22 protein-coding genes are annotated in these 18,566 nt (G+C 48.3%); 3 read left to right on the top strand and 19 right to left on the bottom strand.

Features of this window, described 5'->3' with window-relative positions:
- Positions 1-205 precede the first annotated feature (205 nt).
- On the top strand, positions 206-2,245 hold the full coding sequence (locus tag V7D78_RS05085; protein ID WP_333607351.1) for a S9 family peptidase: 2,040 nt from the start codon (positions 206-208) through the stop codon (positions 2,243-2,245).
- A 25-nt stretch (positions 2,246-2,270) separates the two neighbouring features.
- On the opposite strand, the gene V7D78_RS05080 is transcribed toward V7D78_RS05085, so the two are convergent.
- From V7D78_RS05080 to V7D78_RS05035, 9 genes are all read right to left on the bottom strand, one after another.
- Positions 2,271-3,692: an NAD-dependent succinate-semialdehyde dehydrogenase gene (locus tag V7D78_RS05080; protein WP_333607350.1), complete on the bottom strand. Its 1,422-nt coding sequence runs from the start codon at positions 3,690-3,692 to the stop codon at positions 2,271-2,273.
- Between the two features lie 78 nt (positions 3,693-3,770).
- The gene (locus V7D78_RS05075; protein WP_333607349.1) at positions 3,771-4,022 is read right to left on the bottom strand and encodes a TIGR03643 family protein; all 252 of its coding nucleotides are present in this window, start codon (positions 4,020-4,022) and stop codon (positions 3,771-3,773) included.
- A 3-nt stretch (positions 4,023-4,025) separates the two neighbouring features.
- Entirely contained in the window at positions 4,026-4,391 is a 366-nt protein-coding gene (locus tag V7D78_RS05070) for a DUF2237 family protein (RefSeq protein ID WP_333607348.1), read from the bottom strand.
- Between the two features lie 184 nt (positions 4,392-4,575).
- Positions 4,576-6,036: an aminoacyl-histidine dipeptidase gene (locus V7D78_RS05065; RefSeq protein ID WP_333607347.1), complete on the bottom strand. Its 1,461-nt coding sequence runs from the start codon at positions 6,034-6,036 to the stop codon at positions 4,576-4,578.
- A gap of 122 nt (positions 6,037-6,158) precedes the next feature.
- The gene (locus tag V7D78_RS05060) at positions 6,159-7,346 is read right to left on the bottom strand and encodes a phage tail sheath family protein (protein ID WP_333607346.1); all 1,188 of its coding nucleotides are present in this window, start codon (positions 7,344-7,346) and stop codon (positions 6,159-6,161) included.
- A 255-nt stretch (positions 7,347-7,601) separates the two neighbouring features.
- Positions 7,602-8,441 carry a MerR family transcriptional regulator gene (locus V7D78_RS05055; RefSeq protein ID WP_333607345.1) on the bottom strand — a complete coding sequence of 280 codons (840 nt, stop codon included), beginning with the start codon at positions 8,439-8,441 and terminating at the stop codon, positions 7,602-7,604.
- Positions 8,442-8,685: 244 nt separating this feature from the next.
- Entirely contained in the window at positions 8,686-9,084 is a 399-nt protein-coding gene (locus V7D78_RS05050) for a type II toxin-antitoxin system VapC family toxin (protein ID WP_333607344.1), read from the bottom strand.
- Entirely contained in the window at positions 9,081-9,311 is a 231-nt protein-coding gene (locus V7D78_RS05045) for a CopG family transcriptional regulator (protein ID WP_333607343.1), read from the bottom strand. Before V7D78_RS05045 ends, V7D78_RS05050 begins: the two co-directional genes overlap by 4 nt.
- Before the next feature lie 200 nt (positions 9,312-9,511).
- A complete protein-coding gene (locus V7D78_RS05035; protein ID WP_333607342.1) occupies positions 9,512-10,135 on the bottom strand; it encodes a LysE family translocator in 624 nt (207 codons plus the stop codon).
- Positions 10,136-10,317: 182 nt separating this feature from the next.
- Here V7D78_RS05035 and V7D78_RS05030 point away from each other — a divergent pair, with 182 nt between their 5' ends.
- Together V7D78_RS05030 and V7D78_RS05025 are read left to right on the top strand one after the other, a co-directional pair.
- The gene (locus V7D78_RS05030; RefSeq protein WP_333607341.1) at positions 10,318-10,635 is read left to right on the top strand and encodes an Mpo1-like protein; all 318 of its coding nucleotides are present in this window, start codon (positions 10,318-10,320) and stop codon (positions 10,633-10,635) included.
- Between the two features lie 80 nt (positions 10,636-10,715).
- Complete coding sequence (locus V7D78_RS05025) at positions 10,716-11,639, top strand: DMT family transporter (protein ID WP_333607340.1); 924 nt, start codon at positions 10,716-10,718, stop codon at positions 11,637-11,639.
- A gap of 54 nt (positions 11,640-11,693) precedes the next feature.
- Here V7D78_RS05025 and tmpT read toward each other — a convergent pair whose 3' ends face one another.
- The 10 genes from tmpT to V7D78_RS04975 form a co-directional block, all read right to left on the bottom strand.
- Complete coding sequence (tmpT, locus tag V7D78_RS05020; RefSeq protein ID WP_333607339.1) at positions 11,694-12,335, bottom strand: thiopurine S-methyltransferase; 642 nt, start codon at positions 12,333-12,335, stop codon at positions 11,694-11,696.
- A 209-nt stretch (positions 12,336-12,544) separates the two neighbouring features.
- Positions 12,545-12,760, bottom strand: coding sequence for a TIGR02450 family Trp-rich protein (locus tag V7D78_RS05015; RefSeq protein ID WP_333607338.1), 216 nt, complete (start codon positions 12,758-12,760; stop codon positions 12,545-12,547).
- Between the two features lie 318 nt (positions 12,761-13,078).
- A complete protein-coding gene (locus tag V7D78_RS05010) occupies positions 13,079-13,342 on the bottom strand; it encodes a DUF7683 domain-containing protein (protein ID WP_333607337.1) in 264 nt (87 codons plus the stop codon).
- Positions 13,343-13,835: 493 nt separating this feature from the next.
- Positions 13,836-14,339, bottom strand: coding sequence for a hypothetical protein (locus tag V7D78_RS05005; protein WP_333607336.1), 504 nt, complete (start codon positions 14,337-14,339; stop codon positions 13,836-13,838).
- 1,197 nt (positions 14,340-15,536) lie between these two features.
- Complete coding sequence (locus V7D78_RS05000; protein ID WP_333607335.1) at positions 15,537-15,881, bottom strand: DUF6678 family protein; 345 nt, start codon at positions 15,879-15,881, stop codon at positions 15,537-15,539.
- A 90-nt stretch (positions 15,882-15,971) separates the two neighbouring features.
- Positions 15,972-16,709, bottom strand: coding sequence for a hypothetical protein (locus V7D78_RS04995; protein WP_333607334.1), 738 nt, complete (start codon positions 16,707-16,709; stop codon positions 15,972-15,974).
- Positions 16,710-16,759: 50 nt separating this feature from the next.
- On the bottom strand, positions 16,760-17,140 hold the full coding sequence (locus V7D78_RS04990; protein ID WP_333607333.1) for a hypothetical protein: 381 nt from the start codon (positions 17,138-17,140) through the stop codon (positions 16,760-16,762).
- Between the two features lie 82 nt (positions 17,141-17,222).
- Positions 17,223-17,657: a hypothetical protein gene (locus V7D78_RS04985; RefSeq protein WP_333607332.1), complete on the bottom strand. Its 435-nt coding sequence runs from the start codon at positions 17,655-17,657 to the stop codon at positions 17,223-17,225.
- A 116-nt stretch (positions 17,658-17,773) separates the two neighbouring features.
- Positions 17,774-18,301 carry a hypothetical protein gene (locus V7D78_RS04980; protein ID WP_333607331.1) on the bottom strand — a complete coding sequence of 176 codons (528 nt, stop codon included), beginning with the start codon at positions 18,299-18,301 and terminating at the stop codon, positions 17,774-17,776.
- On the bottom strand, positions 18,279-18,566 hold a 288-nt coding region (locus V7D78_RS04975), incomplete at its 5' end, for a hypothetical protein (RefSeq protein ID WP_333607330.1). The genes V7D78_RS04980 and V7D78_RS04975, both read right to left, overlap by 23 nt.

The following is an 18,566-nucleotide window of genomic DNA, read 5'->3' as shown; positions in this document are numbered from 1 at the left end:
ATGCACTTTTATTAATTGCCTTAATGATTTTTACCGGCTTTGATAAGGTACTGGAAATGTGGGCCATCGAGTTTTTACCAGACTGGGTCACCGTTATCTGATTTGGCTGGTCACCTGTCTTATACAATCTTAATTTTGCCCTGTTTAGCTTCGCATCATGTTAGCCCTTGGTTATAGTGATGCTTTTACTTAACAGGGTGTTATTATGCTGCGCTTGACCTTTTTTTGTTGGCTATTGCTACTGGTGCTGCCAGCCAGTTTTGCCGCGACCACGCCATTTCAGGCCGATGATATTTTCCGCTTAGCTGCCGCTAATGATGTACAAGTTTCGCCTGACGGCAAACGTGTGGTCTATGTGCGCCAGCAAAACAATATCATGACCGATCGCACAGAAAGCAGTTTATGGTTACTGGATGTGGCGAGCGGTCAGCAACACCCGCTGTTTGCCGATAAATTCAGTTATAGCCAGCCGCGCTGGGCGCCGGATAATAACCGTATCGCCTTTGTCTCTGACCGCGAAGGCAGCCCGCAAATTTATGTGCACTGGCTGGCAGAGCAAAAAACGGCAGCCATCAGCCAATTGCAAATTCGCCCGACGCAACTGAGCTGGTCACCCAATGGTGAGTACTTAGCTTTTTTAGCTGAAGTCACCGCCCCTGCCACCGATTTTGCTAAAAGTGTTTATCAGCCAGCTAAACCCCAAGGTGCCAACTGGTCGGCTAGCCCTATAGTGGTTGAGCGCACCTATTATCAGGCTGATGGCCGTGGCGTGATGCGTTCGGCCTACAACCAACTCTTTGTGGTGCCCGCTCAGGGTGGCATGCAGCAACAATTAACGTCAGGCCCCTACTCCCACCGCGGCCCTTTAGTCTGGACACCAGACAGCCAGGCGCTGATCTTCTCTGCCAATCGCCACCAGCATTGGGAATTACAAAGCCGTCAGGCCGATTTATATAAAATCACCCTGCAACAGCAAAGCCTGACGCAACTGACCAGTTTAGATGGCGAAGAAAGCGAGCCGGCCTTATCCCCCGATGGCAAAACGCTGGCCTTTACCTATACCCGCCCGGATGCGGTATCTTATGTCAATAGCACGCTGAAGCTGCTGCAGCTAAGTTCAGGCAAGATTATGGAGCTGGCTAAGCAACTGGATCGCAGTGTCGACAGCCCCAGCTGGGTCAATAACACTACGCTGCTGTTTTTGTATACCGATCAGGGCCGCACTAAAGTCGCGCAAATCAATACACGCGACCGCATGCAAGACTTACTGGATGATCTGGGTGGCACGTCGTTAGGCCGGCCTTATTTAAGTGGCATGTACAGCGTGGCCGCCAATGGCACTATTGCCTACACTCAGGGCAGCAGCCAGCGCCCGGCCGAAGTAGCGGTACTGGTCAACAACCGTAAACGCACTTTAACCGCGCTTAACCAAGGGTTACTGGCACAACGTAAACTGGGGGAAGTGCATGAAATCCGCTATACCTCCAGCGCTGGCGATGAGAGCATTCAGGCCTGGTATATTACGCCACCGGATTTTGACCCCAGCAAAAAATACCCGCTTATTTTAGAAATTCATGGCGGCCCACATCTGGCTTATGGCCCGCAGTTTGCGGCTGAGCTGCAACGCTATGCCGCGGAAGGCTATGTGGTGCTGTACAACAATTATCGCGGCAGCACCAGCTATGGTGAGCGCTTTGCCATGTTACTGCATTACAACTATTCCTCTGAATATGATTTTCAGGATCATATGTCCGGGGTCGATGCGATGATTGCCAAGGGCTTTATTGATGAGCAGAATCTGTTTATCGCCGGTGGCTCAGCCGGGGGTATCGCCACCTTATATGCTATTGGCCTGACCGATCGCTTTAATGCCGCAGCGGCCACTAACCCGGTGGTAAACTGGACCTCAAAAGTCCTGGCTGCCGATAGCTATGTCGGGCAAATTCGTAACCAGTTCCCGGGCACGCCGTGGGAGCAGCAGGCGCATTACTGGCAGCGTTCACCGCTGTCGTTAGTGGCCAATGTCAAAACGCCGGTATTACTCTTTACCGGTGAGAAAGACCGCCGCACCCCTATGGCGGATACTGAGCAATACTATCAGGCGATGAAACTGCTGCAGGTAGACAGTGTGATGGTGCGGGTACCCGATGCCTACCATGGCGTGACGAACCGGCCATCCTGGATGATCGCCAAAGCCGAGCATGCGCTGGCCTGGTTTAAGCGCTATCGTAAAACCACAGAGTAACACTCACTGAGCCGGGCGGCAGCAGTTAACCGCTGATGCCGCCCAAACACAAATACTTCAGCTCAGTGTAATCGTCCAGCCCGTGGCGCGAGCCTTCACGGCCAAAGCCCGACTGTTTTACGCCGCCAAAGGGCGCACTGGCATCTGAAATGATGCCCTCGTTAATCCCCAGCATGCCAAACTTCAGCGCTGCCGCCACCCTGAATACCCGGCCTATATCGCGGCTATAAAAATAGCCCGCCAAACCATAGTCGGTATCATTCGCCAGATGGATGGCCTCAGCTTCATCGCAAAAGCGTTGTACCGCTACTACCGGGCCAAAAATTTCCTGCTGGCTTATCGCCATCTCTGCGGTTACCCCAGTAAGTAAGCTGGGCTGATAAAACTGCGGCCCGGCAGAGGCAATAGCGCCCCCCACCAGCAGGCTGGCGCCTTGTTGACAGGCGTCATCGACTAATTGGCTGACCTTAGCCAGCGCTTTAGCATTAATTAACGGCCCTATCTGAGCACCCGGCGTTACGCCATCGGCCACCACTAACTTTGCCACCGCCAGCCGCAGCTTATCGACAAAGGGCTCTAGCACCTGTTGTTGCACCAATACCCGATTAGCACAGACACAGGTTTGGCCGGCATTGCGAAACTTAGCCGCCATTAGGCCGCTAACGGCAGCATCTAAGTCGGCATCGGCAAACACAATAAAGGGCGCATTGCCGCCCAATTCCATAGTGACACGCTTTACGCCAGTGGCACATTGCTGCAGCAAGCGCTTACCCACGGCGGTAGAGCCGGTAAAACTGAATTTGGCCACCAGTGGATGTTGCGTCAGCAGATTAAATACTCCGGCAGGAATACCGGCGCGCTGCGACAACTCGGCCAGCGCTAACGCCGATAACGGCGTCTCGGATGCCGGTTTGGCCACAAAGGTACAACCGGCCGCCAGCGCGGCTGCGGCTTTGCGCGCCAACATGGCATTGGGGAAATTCCATGGCGTAATAGCCGTCACCACGCCCACGGGCTGGCGTAGCACCAGTAGTCTTTTGTCAGCAGAAGGGGCCGGTAAAGTATCGCCGCTCAACCGTTTTGCTTGTTCAGCAAACCATTGAATATAGCTGGCGCCATAGGCGATTTCGGCCATCGCCTCACTGAGCGGCTTACCTTGCTCCAGCGTCAGGATCAGCGCTAAATCTTGCTGATGTTGCATCATCAGCTGATACCACTTCATTAGCAATGCTGAGCGCTCGGCGACCGGCTTTACTGACCAGTCAGCAAAGGCGACCGAGGCGGCTTGTACTGCCAGGCCGGCTTCGGTGGCGGTCATGTCGGCGACGCAGGCCAGCTGCTGACCATTCGCCGGATTAGTGACCACAAAGGAATCCGCGCTGTCTTGCCATTGGCCGTTAATATAGGCCCGGGTTTGCCAAAGGTGTTGATCTTGCAGTTGCTGCATAAGGTGCTCCGACTGCCGTGGTAAAAAAGAGATAACTGATTACACCACGAACAGCACTCATTGACAGCTATTAAATGTTCACTGGCGCTTATACTGAGTTGAGCAATAAGCACGACTCACCTCAGCTGAGCGCAACTGCAGATGTTTGGTTTTGCGCCCGGCCATGCGCTGACGCCACAACCTGAAGCTACTGGCTTTAAGCTCGCGGCGCATTAACGCCACCACTGCCGATTCATTTAAGCCATATAAACGCGCAATAGCTTCAAAGGGGGTGCGATCTTCCCAGGCCATTTCAATAATGCGTGATAACTGCTCAGCGCTAAATTCCATACGCTAAGACTCCGCTAAGGCATAACGTAAAAACAATGCTAAAGGCGCAAATTCCAGCGCGCGGGCATGGCAGGCACTGAGCTTAAGCTTTGGCGCAACACCCGCCTGCTCTGCCTCTAACCAACGCATAGCACATAAACACCAAAAGTCGCCCTCAACCAACCCCGGAAAATCCCATTCAGGGTGAGCAGTCATTAAGTCATTCCCCATAGACAAACTATATTGCAAAAAATCTTGTGTCACCTGGGCACACAACACATGGCTGCCCGTGTCCATAGCTGAAGTGTGGCAATATCCATCACGGTAATAGCCCGTTTTCGGTGAAAAACAGCAAGCGCTTAATGCTGTACCTAATACGTTAGTTGTCATTAATGGTACCGTTGTTGTCTGGTTTATTAAAAACTTACCCTGTTAAACGTAAAGGATGCTCATTCCGACTTTTTCTGCGTCATTTTTTTATAGCATTTGCTAAAAAAGCCATTGGCTTGGATCAAACACAAACGCCGGTAAAAGCCGGCGTTATTGTTGAGTGTTGAGTGTTTAGTGATGAGTGTTAAGCACGCTCAGGAATACGCTCCAGCACGGCCAGTAACAACTGCCAGTACTGGCCGACGGTTTCAATATTGACCATTTCATCCGGGCCGTGTGGGTAGCGGATGGTTGGGCCAATAGACACCATGTCCATATCCGGATAAGGCTTTTTAAACAGGCCACACTCTAAACCAGCATGGATCACCATAATCACCGGCTCTTTCTGGTAAATATCCTGATAGGTGTCGTTAACGATTTTCATCACCGGCGAACTGGGATCCGGCTTCCAGCCCGGATAAGCGCCACTGAACCGCACCGGCACTCCCGCCAGCGCAGCCAAAGCACTCAGCATAGACTCCAGCTGTTGGCGACCGGAGTCAATTAACGAGCGAATCAGACATAACAGCTGCACCTTATCGCCTTGTGTCGTCATCACCCCTACATTTAGCGAGGTTTCTACCACACCGACAACATCATCACTCATCCGCAGCACGCCATTCGGGCAGGCATGCAGCAAATTCAGCAACTTGTGTTCAGTTTCATGGCTCATCACCTGAGCGGGTAACAGGGTTTCGCTCAGCTTGAAGTCTAACGCCGGCTCTACCGCAGCCAGTTCCTGTTGTAACAGCGCCAGATAATCCTGCACCGCCTGCTCTAACTGTGGGCGCAGGTTTGCGGGTAAGGTCACTATGGCGCTGGCTTCACGCGGAATTGCATTGCGCAAAGAACCGCCATGAATCTCACTGATTTTCAGCTCCAATAGCGGCGCCTGCGCTACTAAAAACCGCGCCAGCAATTTGTTGGCATTGCCGCGCCCCAGATGAATATTCACACCTGAGTGGCCGCCCTTTAAGCCAGTTAAACTTAACCGATAGGCCTGATGCCCGGCCGGTAATGGCTGCCACTGCACCGGCACACTGAACTCGGCATCGACGCCGCCGGCACAGCCCATGTAAATTTCGCCTTCCTGCTCTGAGTCGGTATTAATTAAAATCTCCGCCTCAAGCAGCCCAGGTTGCAGGCCAAAGGCGCCTGTCATGCCCGCTTCTTCGTCTATGGTTAACAGCACTTCCAGTGGGCCATGCTTTATCTCGTCGCTGCCTAAAATCGCCAGCGCTGAAGCCATACCAATGCCGTTATCCGCTCCCAAGGTGGTGCCTTTGGCAGTGACCCAGTCGCCATCGATATAGGCTTCAATCGGATCTTTGGTAAAGTCATGTGCTTTATCGGCATTTTTTTGCGGCACCATGTCTAAATGCGCCTGAATCACCACGGTTTTACGGTTTTCCATACCCGGGGTAGCAGGCTTTTTAATAATAAGGTTACCCACGCTGTCTTCCAGCACGCTTAACCCTTTATCCCGGGCCCAGGCCTGAATATGCTGGCTTAACGCCTGCTCATGTTTAGACGGATGAGGAATCGCACAAATTTGTTCAAACCATTGCCATAACGGTTGCGGATATAATGTACCTAAAGAAGCCACTAAACACTCCTGATAAATCGGTTAGCCAAGCAGAAATTGGCGCCAGTTTAGCATAAGTGGCCTGCGGCGTTGAGCCTCAGCCATTCGCGCTTAGGCTGAAGTGTAAAGTTGTGCTGCCAGTGCTATGCCGGTGGGGTCATTGGCAGGCGCAGCCGTATCACAATAAACTCTTGAGGTTTGAACGCGGCAAAGCCCAGCACAAGCACCAATTGCTGCTGCTCAATATCCTGCGCTGACATACTACTACCCAAACCGCATTGCACAAAAAATGCTTGCTGCGCTTTACTACCCTGCAAAGCCCCGGCATGAAACAACGTTTGCATAAAATTACTGACATGGCGGCGCACCGCCTGCCACAGCCGCTCGTTGTTTTGCTCTGATAAAGCCCAGTGCAAACTTTGGCTGATACTTTGCTCCAGAAAAATAGCCGTACGCCGCACTGAAATGTAGCGCCATTGAGGCTCAGATTGCGCCGCTAAAGTGCGGGCCCCCCACAACACCGTGCCTAATTTCGGCAAGGTGCGGATACAGTTAATGCCAAGCGGATTTAAAAACTGCTGGTTAAGCTCATTGACGCTGTATTGCAGACTTATCACACCATTAAGCTTGGCAGACACGCCGGCCGGCGCTTTGTGCACGCCAAAGCGGGCATCGGTGCTCACTACTATCGCCGCCGCCAAAGCTGAGGGTGCCAGTGTCAGGGTTTTTTCCGCTGTCGGCTGCCTGGTGGCATGATAAAAGGGGTTGCTGATGCTCAGCCACGGATAGTACAAGGCGACAAAACTGCTGGTGGGCAAGCTTAATGCTGTCACACTGGCTGGGCTGTCAAGCGGATAACCTGAGGCTGTGTCCAGTAACAACATGCAATGTCGTACCTGTTGGCAAAATGCCAGTGTCGCCAAAATCAACTGATTAGCTGCAGTCTGGGCTTCAGCAGCATTGCCATCTGTTGCGCCCCAGTACTTACCGGGTAAGACTAACAGGCTAAAATCATTATATTGGCTTAATACCTGCTGGTAATAGCTTGGGTAATCATCGTTATTTACCCGGCATATATAAGCGCGCTTGCCACCGTTACCATAAAAGGCAATTAACGCCTTGGTCATGTCATCCGGTTCGTCTGCCAGATCAGACGAGTTCATAAACTGCTTTTGATACTCGGCAAAGCTGTTAATTAATACCGGCTGTGCCAACGGCCCCAAATCAGTATGGCCAACAAAAGCCACAATAGAGGTGCTGGCAGCCGTGACCGGTTGCCCCAACAAGGTTTCTTGCTGCCGGTAAACACCAGGCGGGATGTACTTTACCATCACGATGCCTTTGCCTTAACTGACCAAAGTTAAAGGTAGACAGTGCCGCCGGAAATTGCCATGTTGCGGCAGCGCTGGAGCGGCAATAAATATTGCCCGTTCGCTAAACGAACTTCAACCCGACACCCAGCGAGAGTTTATGCAAATTCAGGAAGCGCTGGCGCAGTACCGTTGAACAATAAAATTTACCACACCATAAAGCGAACAGCCTCGATGCCACTCACCGAGGTTATAACGCCGACCGGCCCTGAAGTATTACTCAGAAGATAAAGAGCTAACAGCCACTTGCCGGTACTTATCAATATTACCTTTAAACTTATGCTCGGCAAAATACATCATTGCTTCATGCAGATGCTCCGGCAGTGACGGTGCATAGTGCGCAAACATTTCATAAGCTAACGGCTCTTGAATTATAGCATCGGCCAAAGTCAGATAGCCCTGATACCCAATACCCGAAAATTCTTCACCTTTACACATTTGACGAAAAAACCGATTTTGCAGTTTTAAATGCTCTAACACCAATTGCTGTAAATCTTGTGCATGAACCGGTAGCGACAGAACCTGCAAGTACTGCTGCAGCCAATGCTCCAACACCTGCTGAAATTGTTCAGACTCCTGCTGCGTTAAATTACCCAACGACTGCATTACATCTTTGTAGTCACTTTGGTCTGACGCCATTTCGGCAAACTGGCTTTTCCAGCGTGCTGCTTTTTCCGCTGGTAACCCGGTAAACAGTATGTCCAGATTTTTTTCACCTTGCGCAATGCTCATAGCCACCTCGATATGGTTGATAATTAACTGAGTTTTGTCGAGTTTGTTTAACAGTACATCGCGCTGCTCTGCCAGTGCGCTGTAGGCATCAAAATGTTGACTGCACATCACGTCTCTTATTTTATCCAGACTGAATTCCAGTTGCTTGTACACCAAAATCTGATGCAATCTGGCAAGATGCTGCTCCGTGTATTCACGATAACCGTTATCTTGCCCTCGTATTGGTGACAGCAAACCGATATTGTCGTAATGATGTAAAGTACGGATACTGACACCAGCCATCTGGCTTACCTGACTAACCGAGAAAGTGTTGTGTGTTGCCACCCTGATACCTGCTTATATTGTTGAGCTAAACCCGCGAGCGCCAGCCTGAGCTATTACGCCACGTCAGGGTCAAGCCCTTTTTTTTGCAGTTATAGCGCTATTCTGGTTGATTATAACAATGCCAGCAATAAGCATTACCTAAATCAGGGTCAAACCGAAATAAGGTGGGAACAATCAGTGGCAATCAGTCCCCATTCTTGTATTTATTGCATGCGCAATTGAAATGCCGGTGAGTATATAGCTGTTATTCAAACCAATTCTCGACAACAAGACCGGCAATACGAGAAAACTCACTGACATTGCGGGTTACCAGTATTGCGCCAGCTGCTTTAGCACTGGCGGCAATAAGGTTATCCAATGGTCCTATCATTCGGCCTTGCTGTTCCAGATCAGCACGCACGTCCGCCGCAATTTTGGCCGCTTTTGCGTCAAACGGAATAATTTGAATTACTTTTAGCAGCTCATTTAACTGATCACGTCTTCTAGCCGGAGCCTGTGATTTTGCAATGCCTGTTTCTAGCTCATAGAGCACCACAGCGGGCAGTAAAATATCGCCCGGCGATTTTGCCAGTAGTCTCTGCTGAACATTGCCCATGCCCTTAAAGAAATATATCAGCGTGTTGGTATCAAGCGCATATTTCATAATGGCTCTCGTGCTATATCACTACCTTGATCAGCTCGTATGTCCTGCTGCTCTGGAAAGACTTGCCAACTCCCAGCCATTTCGCGCACAGCTAGAGGCCAATCTGTATGGCAGTGTTGCCGAATAAGATCAGCAATCCACTGACTTTGCGATACTTTAGCTTCAGCAGCAGACTGCTTTACTTGCTGTATTAGCTCGTCATCTAAGTAAATAGTAATTTGAGCCATAAACACCTCCACCTAAACATATAAGTGCAATTATAATTGCACATATCAAAAATGCAAATCTGGCTATATTTTTTTCATACTGCCCGAGGCGATACCGGTGGAATTTTGCTATGCCGGCTGGCAGGAATCCTTGCAATTGATGGCATTGCTGGCCGAGCCGGATATTCCGGATCAGCTGTAACCACTGCTTGTTGCCGCAACTAGCCCAGCAGCATCCACAGCGCCACGCCAAACATCAGGCTGGCGCCGATGCGGTTTAAATACTGCACCCGGTTGGCACGGGTTAAAAACAGCGCCAGTGCTTTGCCGCCAGAGGCATAGAGCAACATCGACAAAAATTCTAACAGTAAAATAATACTGATAAGCACCAGCAACTGCGGCCAGAACGCCAGTTGGCTGTCGATAAAAGGCGGTAACAGCGCCATATGAAAGGCCCAGCCTTTAGGGTTAGATACTGCCGTAATAAAGCCCTGACTAAACAGTGTGCCGCGCGGCAATAATGCGGGCAGCAGCCCGACCTTAGGTACCGCCAGCTTACCTTTAGCACGCCACATCTGCACACCGATAAAGGTTAAATAACAGGCCCCAGCCACTTTAAACAACTGAAACACTGTCGGAAACTGCAACATCAGCGCGGCGACACCCAGCACGGCCAGTATAGCCACCAGCGCCACGCCCAGCATCTCGCCCCACATCATCCAAAAGGTGCGGCGCACGCCCTGGCTCATACCCAATGTCATGGCCAGGGTCATACACATTCCAGGCGTAATAGAGACAAACAAAAAGGTCGGAATAAAGGCGCCCATCAACGTCAGATTAACCATAGCCACCTCAACAACAAAGACCGGCTATTGTCGCGATTATGTGAAGCAGCAGCAATCATCTTTGGCGGTATTTTTAGTCAGGCTGGCGCAATATGCCTGAGCATTGCCTGAAACCTTGCATCAACATAGCGGCAGGTTATGATAGCACTAAGCCATACTTGCAGTACCAAGAGGTAAACTCCATGACAGACAGTAACACAGCACGCTTTAACAGCTTTAAAGCCTTTTACCCCTATTACCTGCAAGAACATCAAAACCGTACTTGCCGCCGTTTGCACGTAGTAGGCAGCACACTAGTGCTGCTAGTGCTGTTTAGCGCTCTGCTGACTGGCCAATGGCGGTTACTCTGGTTAGTACCGCTGCTCGGTTATGGCTTTGCCTGGGTCGGTCATTTCTTTTTTGAAAAAAACAAACCAGCGACCTTTAAGTATCCGTTGTACAGCCTGCTCGGCGACTGGGTGATGTATAAAGATGTGCTCACCGGCAAAATCCGCTTTTAATATTTGCCGATTGCCAGTGAGCTTGTGCTGGCTTATGATCGCTGCCTCTGAAGCTAGCTTTGCCATTGGCGCCGCCCATCATGCAAAACATCCTGCTGTATCTGGTTACTGTACTGATCTGGGGCTCCACCTGGATTGCCATTGAGTTTCAGCTGGGTGAGGTCGCGGTAGAATTATCATTGTTTTACCGCTTTGCTATCTCGGCGCTGTTAATGTGGCTTTTTTGCTATGTCCGCCGCTTACCCATGCAATTTAGCATTAAAAATCATGCTTTTATTGCGCTATTAGCCATACTCAATTTTGCGCTGAATTACCTGCTGATTTATCAGGCACAACTGCATATCAGCTCGGCCATGGCGGCCATTGCTTTTACTACTATGTTATTGATGAATATCGTTAATACCCGGCTATTTTTTGGCAAGCCGGTAGCCAAACGCATTTATTTTGGTGCCCTGATGGGCATAGCCGGCATAGCGGTACTGTTTTATCCTGATTTGGATGGCCCGGATTTGAGCAACGCCAGCCTGCTGGGCTTAATACTGGTGTTGGGCAGTGCACTCAGTGCCTCCTTAGGTAATATGGTCAGTGTGCGCAACTCGCTGGCAGGCCTGCCGATTATGCAGGTGAATGCCTGGGGTATGTTATATGGCAGCCTGGCGCTGGGGTTGTTGGTGCTGGTCAGCGGCATCCCTTTAAGTTTTAGCCCCAGCCCGACTTATATTGCATCGCTACTCTATTTAGCGGTATTTGGCTCGGTTATCGCCTTTGCCACCTACTTTGCCCTGTTAAAACGCATGGGCCCGGAAAAAGCCAGCTATGTGATAGTGCTGTTCCCGTTAGTCGCCGTGCTGCTCAGCACACTTTATGAAGACTTTGTCTGGACCGGCTACACCTTTGCTGGCTTTGCACTGGTACTGGCCGGTAATGCGCTGGTATTAACGCCCTTTGCCAAGATTAAAGCCCTGCTGTTTAGCGCTAAAGCGTCAAAGGCGTTACTGCCTTAAAGCCCGGTTTTTTCTTTTCAGGTTTACGGTGCCGTCATTTTCAGGTATGCAGATTTAGCCTGGCATGGTCAGTAACCAAGCCGATTCGGTTGCCTGACACTTGCGCTTTAATCCTCCGGGAACGTCTTGTTTCTTCAGGCAGTTCAGGTGGTAATAATGGCCATAAAGTTTATGCATTTCTTTGCTATCGACCGCAAAAGGCGGTCCGGCCAGCATAGCCTGATCATAATCAAAGCAAATCACCAGTTGCGGCGCGCATTGGCTGATAGTCATCAGCTGTTGTGCATAGCGTTGTCGCATGTCAGCAGGCAGCGCGACCAGTGCCGCGCGATCATAAATGGCCGCAACCGGACCTAAGGCCGCTTGCGACAATTCAAACATATCGCCGACAAACACCTCCAGCTTATCCGCTTTGTAATGCTGCAACTTACCGGCAGTACTGATGTCTGGCGTCAGCCCCAGTTCAGCAAAAAGTTCTTGTACCGCAACCTCGCTCAGTTCTGCCCCCACCACCCGATATCCACTGGCCAGCAGCCAGCCGATGTCCAGAGTTTTGCCACATAGCGGGACAAACACCCGACTGTCCGGCACCAGCGCCAACTGCTGAAAACAGCTAACCAGCAAGGGGTTTGCTGCCGCCTGGTGAAAGGCAATTTCTCTTTTTTGCCACTTTTCCTGCCAGAAATCCGGATGCAAGGCGTTCTCCTGGTAAAATGTTGCTATCAATGTCTTCGGCAATGCGATTTCGCACAACCCAGTTGCTGTCGATATTAGCATTGTTTACAAGATGTTTTGTACTGGCGTTTGCCCTGGCGCAGCGGCCAAAATTTTTACGTTTTACTATTTTGTTCTTGCCATACAGAGGGCGTCCGTGGATTTGGTTAGGTGAATTGGCCGTATGCCGATTATGTCCAACCTTGAATCCATTTTTCTTCATTCTTAAGGTCACGCCAATCAATTAAATATTCTTTTTTGGAAAGAACAGAGTCTAACTTACACGAAATCACTGAGCCGTCTTCTTCATAGTCAACTTCTGACACCAAAAAGTGTTTCTCCCGATTTATCGGTTTTACCGCTGTCCATTTGCTATTGCGCAATTTTGCGGGATTAATTTGATTCATTTTCAACTCCGTAGCATCATGAATTTATTTTTGGAGAATGCATCAGTTTACGGACATGTTGAAAGATAAGTTCAGCTGATAACCGCGTGACTAAAGACACTTAGGTTTGAGATGAGGTCAGGCGACGAGGAATCCTCCTGACGAAATATCCTTGCTCGCGTACAAGTTGGAGTGTCCGCACTCTGGACAAGTTGAATCTTTACGCACTATTACTCCTCCGAGGTCTAATGCTTTGCTAATTGGCTGCCGTAGCGTAGCGTAGGCAGTCCAGTGGAGGCCTCGCTGTTCGTGGCCGGAACGAAATTAAGCAATAACTTGTTATATGGCATGGGCTTCTACGAAGTATGATTTATTAACGAAATCCCATTCAGGCTCTTTTGCTAAGTGCATTCTGAGAAATTTAACGTTGCACTCTTTTATTGGATAGCAATCAAACATTGGGTTATCGCTGTTTGGTTCACCAAACTCCATTTGGAAATGTTTCAACTCAAAAGACCGCAGATCGTACTCAGCAATTAACTCTTCCGTCTCTTCAGAGAATTCAGTGACGTATCTTCTGACTTTAAACTCCGTGTCGATCATGTTGCTTCCATATAACGCCCGCCAGCAAGCGCGGATTTGCCGTGTAGGCGAAGCCGAAACGAAAGCCGCCGTTTTGCCTGGCCTTGTTATGTTGTGAATTCAAAGATGATGCCTAATGTTATGATGCAAAAAAATAAAAGTAGAGCGTTTTTACTCTTTCGTTTGTTGGTTGCTTTTTCTTCGCTGCAGTAAACTTTTAAAGGCCTAACCTTTGTATCCCAGATGTATGAACCAATAATCGCCAAGGCAACGAAACCGGCGGCTAGAAGGAAATACGTGAAAGAGATAAACAGAAAACAAGCTAAACCAATAACCCAAATTGAGAGAGCCGGGCCAAAGAAAGACAGGGAGACATCATGTTCGCGGTATAGCGGCTGTGAGCACGAAGAACACTTAAATCTAAATGTTCTCGACGCAAATACATTTTGCAATGCGTTTAAGGTGTGCTGGCATTGACTCATAAATGGTTACTCTTCTGAAACATAACGGCAAGTTAACCAGCGCCGCTTTTGGCGTCTGCGCTTAGCGCATTGTTAGAGCTCTGAAACCTAGTTAATAAATACTTGTAAGTAATCGCGCCACTAATACCCAGTACACCAAAGACTAAAACACCCTGACCATAAGATATCCAACCAGCGATTGTCGGTATACCATTAATTATTGTAGGTGTTCCGTTTATAGTGGATGCCCCACTGCCTGACAGCGGCCATGAATAAATCGCAACCGGTATGCTCCCAACGACGAACCCAGTAAGGGCAGACACTAAATAATTGAACGGTAAAATACTGCGAACCAAGAAATACGTTGGAAGACCTAAGAGAAACGTGTGCATTGCAGAAACCATAAATACAAAAAAGGCTAATATGTATAATTCACCGAAAACTCGTATCCAGTTTGATGAACCAACAGAAAGAACTAAACCGTAAATCAGGCATAAAACAACCGGTGTTATTGAGCATAAAAGCAGATCAACAAAGTGGTTAAAAAACGTTCGCATTGTATGCCCTAACGAGCCTGAAGAAAACCTGTTGAGTGCACAACATTTCTACCCCGGCCATTCTGTTTATTATTTGTTAGCAACTCTGCATGTTTCTGGTGGGAATTTCAAGACAAGATTTTGTTGAGATGAATACTTTTAAACGGCCGCTATATTTGGCTTGGTTCTATCGCCTGCAGGCTACTCTAATTTACCGTATAGGCAGAATAGCCAGCAACAGAATAACCGATGAATGTTTGGTGCTCCTGCTGTCAGCAGGCGCTCATTGAGCATGAGATAAGAAAGCCCCGATATGTGTTTGTTGCAGGCTATCGCCCTGGAAACCAAGATGACAGATGAAGCAGTCTATCTTGCTGATGGACAAAAGCCTGGCCGCTAGCGCGGCCAGTAGCGCGGGTTTACCTATTGACTCCGAGCAGGCTCATATGTGTTAGGCCATGCCTGCCGGGTTACGGCAAAGGCCCAATCTTGGACAACCATGATTCCTTGGAGGTGTAAGCAGATAAAACCATATTACCGCCAATCAGAATCAATCCGATACCTCCGACTACGCTTAGCACAGTCATGAGTCCGCTGAAAATCAGAGTGTACAAACCAAGGCCTATCAGAACCAAGCCAAAGGCACCCGACAGCAACCGATAGATGCGCTTTGCGTAAAAGGGTGTGCCCTCGCGCTGTTTTCTCATTCGCATGGCCTATCGCAAAGCGTAAGGGCGGCGAGCCACGTAGCAGGTTAACGCCCATGCCAGCAACGGGAGCAAGTGCTGCGTATTGTTATGACTGTGTAGGCTAATTATCATTTAGCGGATTTCCTGACTCTCTTGTTTGCGTTTAACCTGCTCTTGCTTAATACGTTGTGACTTTTAAATTTCCGCTGGCGGTATCGGAAATAGCGCTAATATAAGGCAAGCCCCGGCAGGCATACCCTTAACACAACGAACAAGCTTTGCCAGCCCCAGCAACAATAAAAAAAGACCAAACCGGCAACAGGGTAAAGTAAAAGATACGTCCAGCCACCGAATTTACTACCGAAGTCCATTTTCTTAACCCGTTAATTTAATGTCATAAATTAGCTAGGCGTTGAACTCGCAATATCATGTAGCACTAACGCTGCAAGCTCCAGCGTTTTAAAGTGACGAGTAGTGTCGCGAAAGACTCTTTAGAACGCCAGACGGGCTTGCCTTGTTAAGTGCTATTTTACTTGTAACCATATACCGTGATTTCGTCTTCAGAAACAAAATACTCAAGACCTACGTGCTTAGCAATTTTAGAAACATTTTCTGAATCACAAGAACGTACCCACTCAATAAAAACGAAAAGTTCGGGCCCCATTTGAATTCCTTCCAAGTAGTTGGTGGTCGGCATCCAGATTCTTCCAGGCCTTGTTGGAGCATCCACATAAATAAACTTTACTTCTAATTCAATTGACTTTAGGTGAATTTCAGCGAAAAACTCTGACCACTTAGTGTCATTAGCCAGTGCCGCAAGGTTTCGCTCTTTTGAAATCCTTCTGGCTTTTGTTCGTGCTTCAGTATCTACCATGTTTGCCACTTAACGCCCAAATTTAGCGCGGAAAGCCGCGCAACAGCTTGAAGTCAGCCAGTGCTTTTTGCTGGCGATAAAATTTTATTGTTATATTTCAAACCTACGCAGCTTAAACTCAAAATCATCGTCAACCTTGATACGCTTAACCTGATTTGCTCTATCAGGCCGATATTTTCTCCAATCCCATTCGCCATCTAAGAGCACTATATTAACCAGTCCAAATTTTTTCATATCAGCTTTAGAGTAATCGTAACCAACAGTTCCTTTGCCAAACAAGCCCAGAGTGAAGTCCAAAAAATTAAATTTAGACTGGCCGTAAGTCGTTAGTAGGTTGTCGACTGCGATATCTGCGTAAAAATCAGTTTCATTTTTACGCATTAAAGTGATGTAAGTGTTGAAAGTTGCACGGTGCTCTTGATCAACATGCCAATTGGATTGCCAAGCGCTACCATGCCATATCAGAATCGAGTCTTTTCTTAAAAACTTCGTATTGGCAGCTGGTAATACATAGTTAGCACAAGAAGAAGCGCATACTCTTGTGACCTCAACATCCAAATTATTATCTCTGACCCACTGGCCTAAATTCATTCCGGCACCAATATCACCGCCTTGGCTCGAAATAAGCAGTCGGTTTGGCTTGAATTCAGCAGCCCTAAACAATGAAAAAATCACATTATTTGATGTTTCAGTTATTTGACCTTGATAAATCAGATGGCCATCTTCTATACCAACATAAGCTTCAGGATTATGGCTGCTTTCACCAACATTTTTTAAACTGGTACAGCCAACAACCAGAAAAGATAAAACTAAAACTAAATGCTTCACTAATCCTCCTTGAAATAATGCCGCGCTCTGCGGCAAACCATAGACGCTTGTTAGGGCAATACACCGATTTGCTCGCAAGTAATGTGGTTTTTCCCATCAGAGCCACTGAATACATACTCAATCAATAGTTCACGTCCATTATCAGCTTTGACGATATGCTCAACTATGCCATTAATCCCGATATTAGTAGGATCGATCAAACTAATCTTAAAATTGCCGATATTCTCTGAATTTAGGCCGCTGGCCCCGACAGTTTCTAATGCAGCGTTGTAATCTGCACTTATAGCGACAACATGGTTGCGCCCCAAAGCCACTGCGTAACCAAATTTATCGGCAAACTCTTCAAACTTACCTTGAAGTAACATTATCCGAGCACTCTCAAGGAGCTCTCCGATTTTGTCATTGGTCAGTTGTATCGCTGATATATGCATAATGCCCTAACGCCGCCAACACGCGCAGCTTTGTAGTGAAGGCGAAGCCGCAACGGAAAAGCTGTCCCCGCGCTTGGCCTGGTTATGAATGCTTACACCCTGCACCAATAGCAGCACTCATTTCGGAGAGCGTACGTCCGTCAGCGATTTCGATAAAAGACGATATGCCAAGCCAAACCAGCCAAACGCTGACTATCGGGAGCAGGTAGCCTAATAGTTTTGGTACCCTCGCGCGCCTTCCGCTGCGCTTCTTGAAAACACTTGCCCAAGGGATATCAGTGGGTGGATAAAAATCTTGCCCCCTGGTCTTGATACTAAAAAAAAGACCATACAACGACGCAATGGCAACAATACCCGGTAGCAAAAAGCAAAACACAAGCAGGCCGAGGAGCGACACATTAATCCCAAGCAAAAATGCACACTCTGTGTTATCCAAGAAGGATACATAGGCAGAAAATAATGCTGTAATCAGTGCAGGCACCAAGAATGGCAGATAAAATATCAGACTGCGGATCATGAGCTACCCACCTTCATAACGCCCATTTAAGGGGCTGATAACTGTTTGCTATAATGTGAAGCGAAGCGAAACCGAGCAAACTGTTAGCAGTCCCGCTTTAAATTATTGTTAGGTGTTTAGTCACTAAAGCTAAACAAATTACTCTTTTTTATTAGAGGTTTAAGAGTTTCAACTGCACCATTATTTTTATGATAAAGGATATAAGTGAAATCCCACGCTTCTGCTAATACTGCATTTAACGAAGGAATAATAATAGTCGTGAAGTTCATTTGCCCTCTATTCATATCTTCTTCGTAGGTGGGCAAATATTTATCTAGGTCTTCAAGTTTATCAATGGTCTCGTTTTCTAAATTAACAGCATACAATTCATATTCTGAATGTAGCAACCTAACTAATTGATTAAACCTTTTCCATTCAGATTCTGTTACTTCATCTAGCTTATAACACTCTTCTCGACCTAGCCAACCACCCCATAAAGAAATGAACTCCTGAGAGAACTCTTCCTTTACTTCCCAATCATCAAAATACCCAGAGATCACAGAAACACCTAAACGCTTTTGTTCAGCGGCGCCCTGACAAGGGCGTCCGGTGGAGGGCTGCAAGGCCCGGAACGAACTGGAACTAATTATTGAGCCGGCATGCAATTAATGCCTCCCCAATTAGCTCTCGAAGTTTGGTTTCGCCAAAAAGGCCAGGCTCATCCTGGTTTGCCGGATCAAAATACTCCAATTGCTCGGCGAGCCCATTGATTGCCAGCCAAGCTCTCGAGTCTCCAGAAACCTCTCTATCGCTCAGATTCCAATACACGGAATCAAACTTGCCGACAAAGGCCTTTGGATCAACGCGACCTGAGTGGGCTGCGTATAAAAGGTCGATCAACTTGCTCAGATCTGACATCTGACTCTCTAA

It is taken from the genome of Arsukibacterium sp. (assembly GCF_036735525.1).
Classification (GTDB): Bacteria; Pseudomonadota; Gammaproteobacteria; order Enterobacterales; family Alteromonadaceae; genus Alishewanella.
Note: the sequence above shows the minus strand (reverse complement) of the source record. Positions and strands in the feature narration are given on the sequence as shown.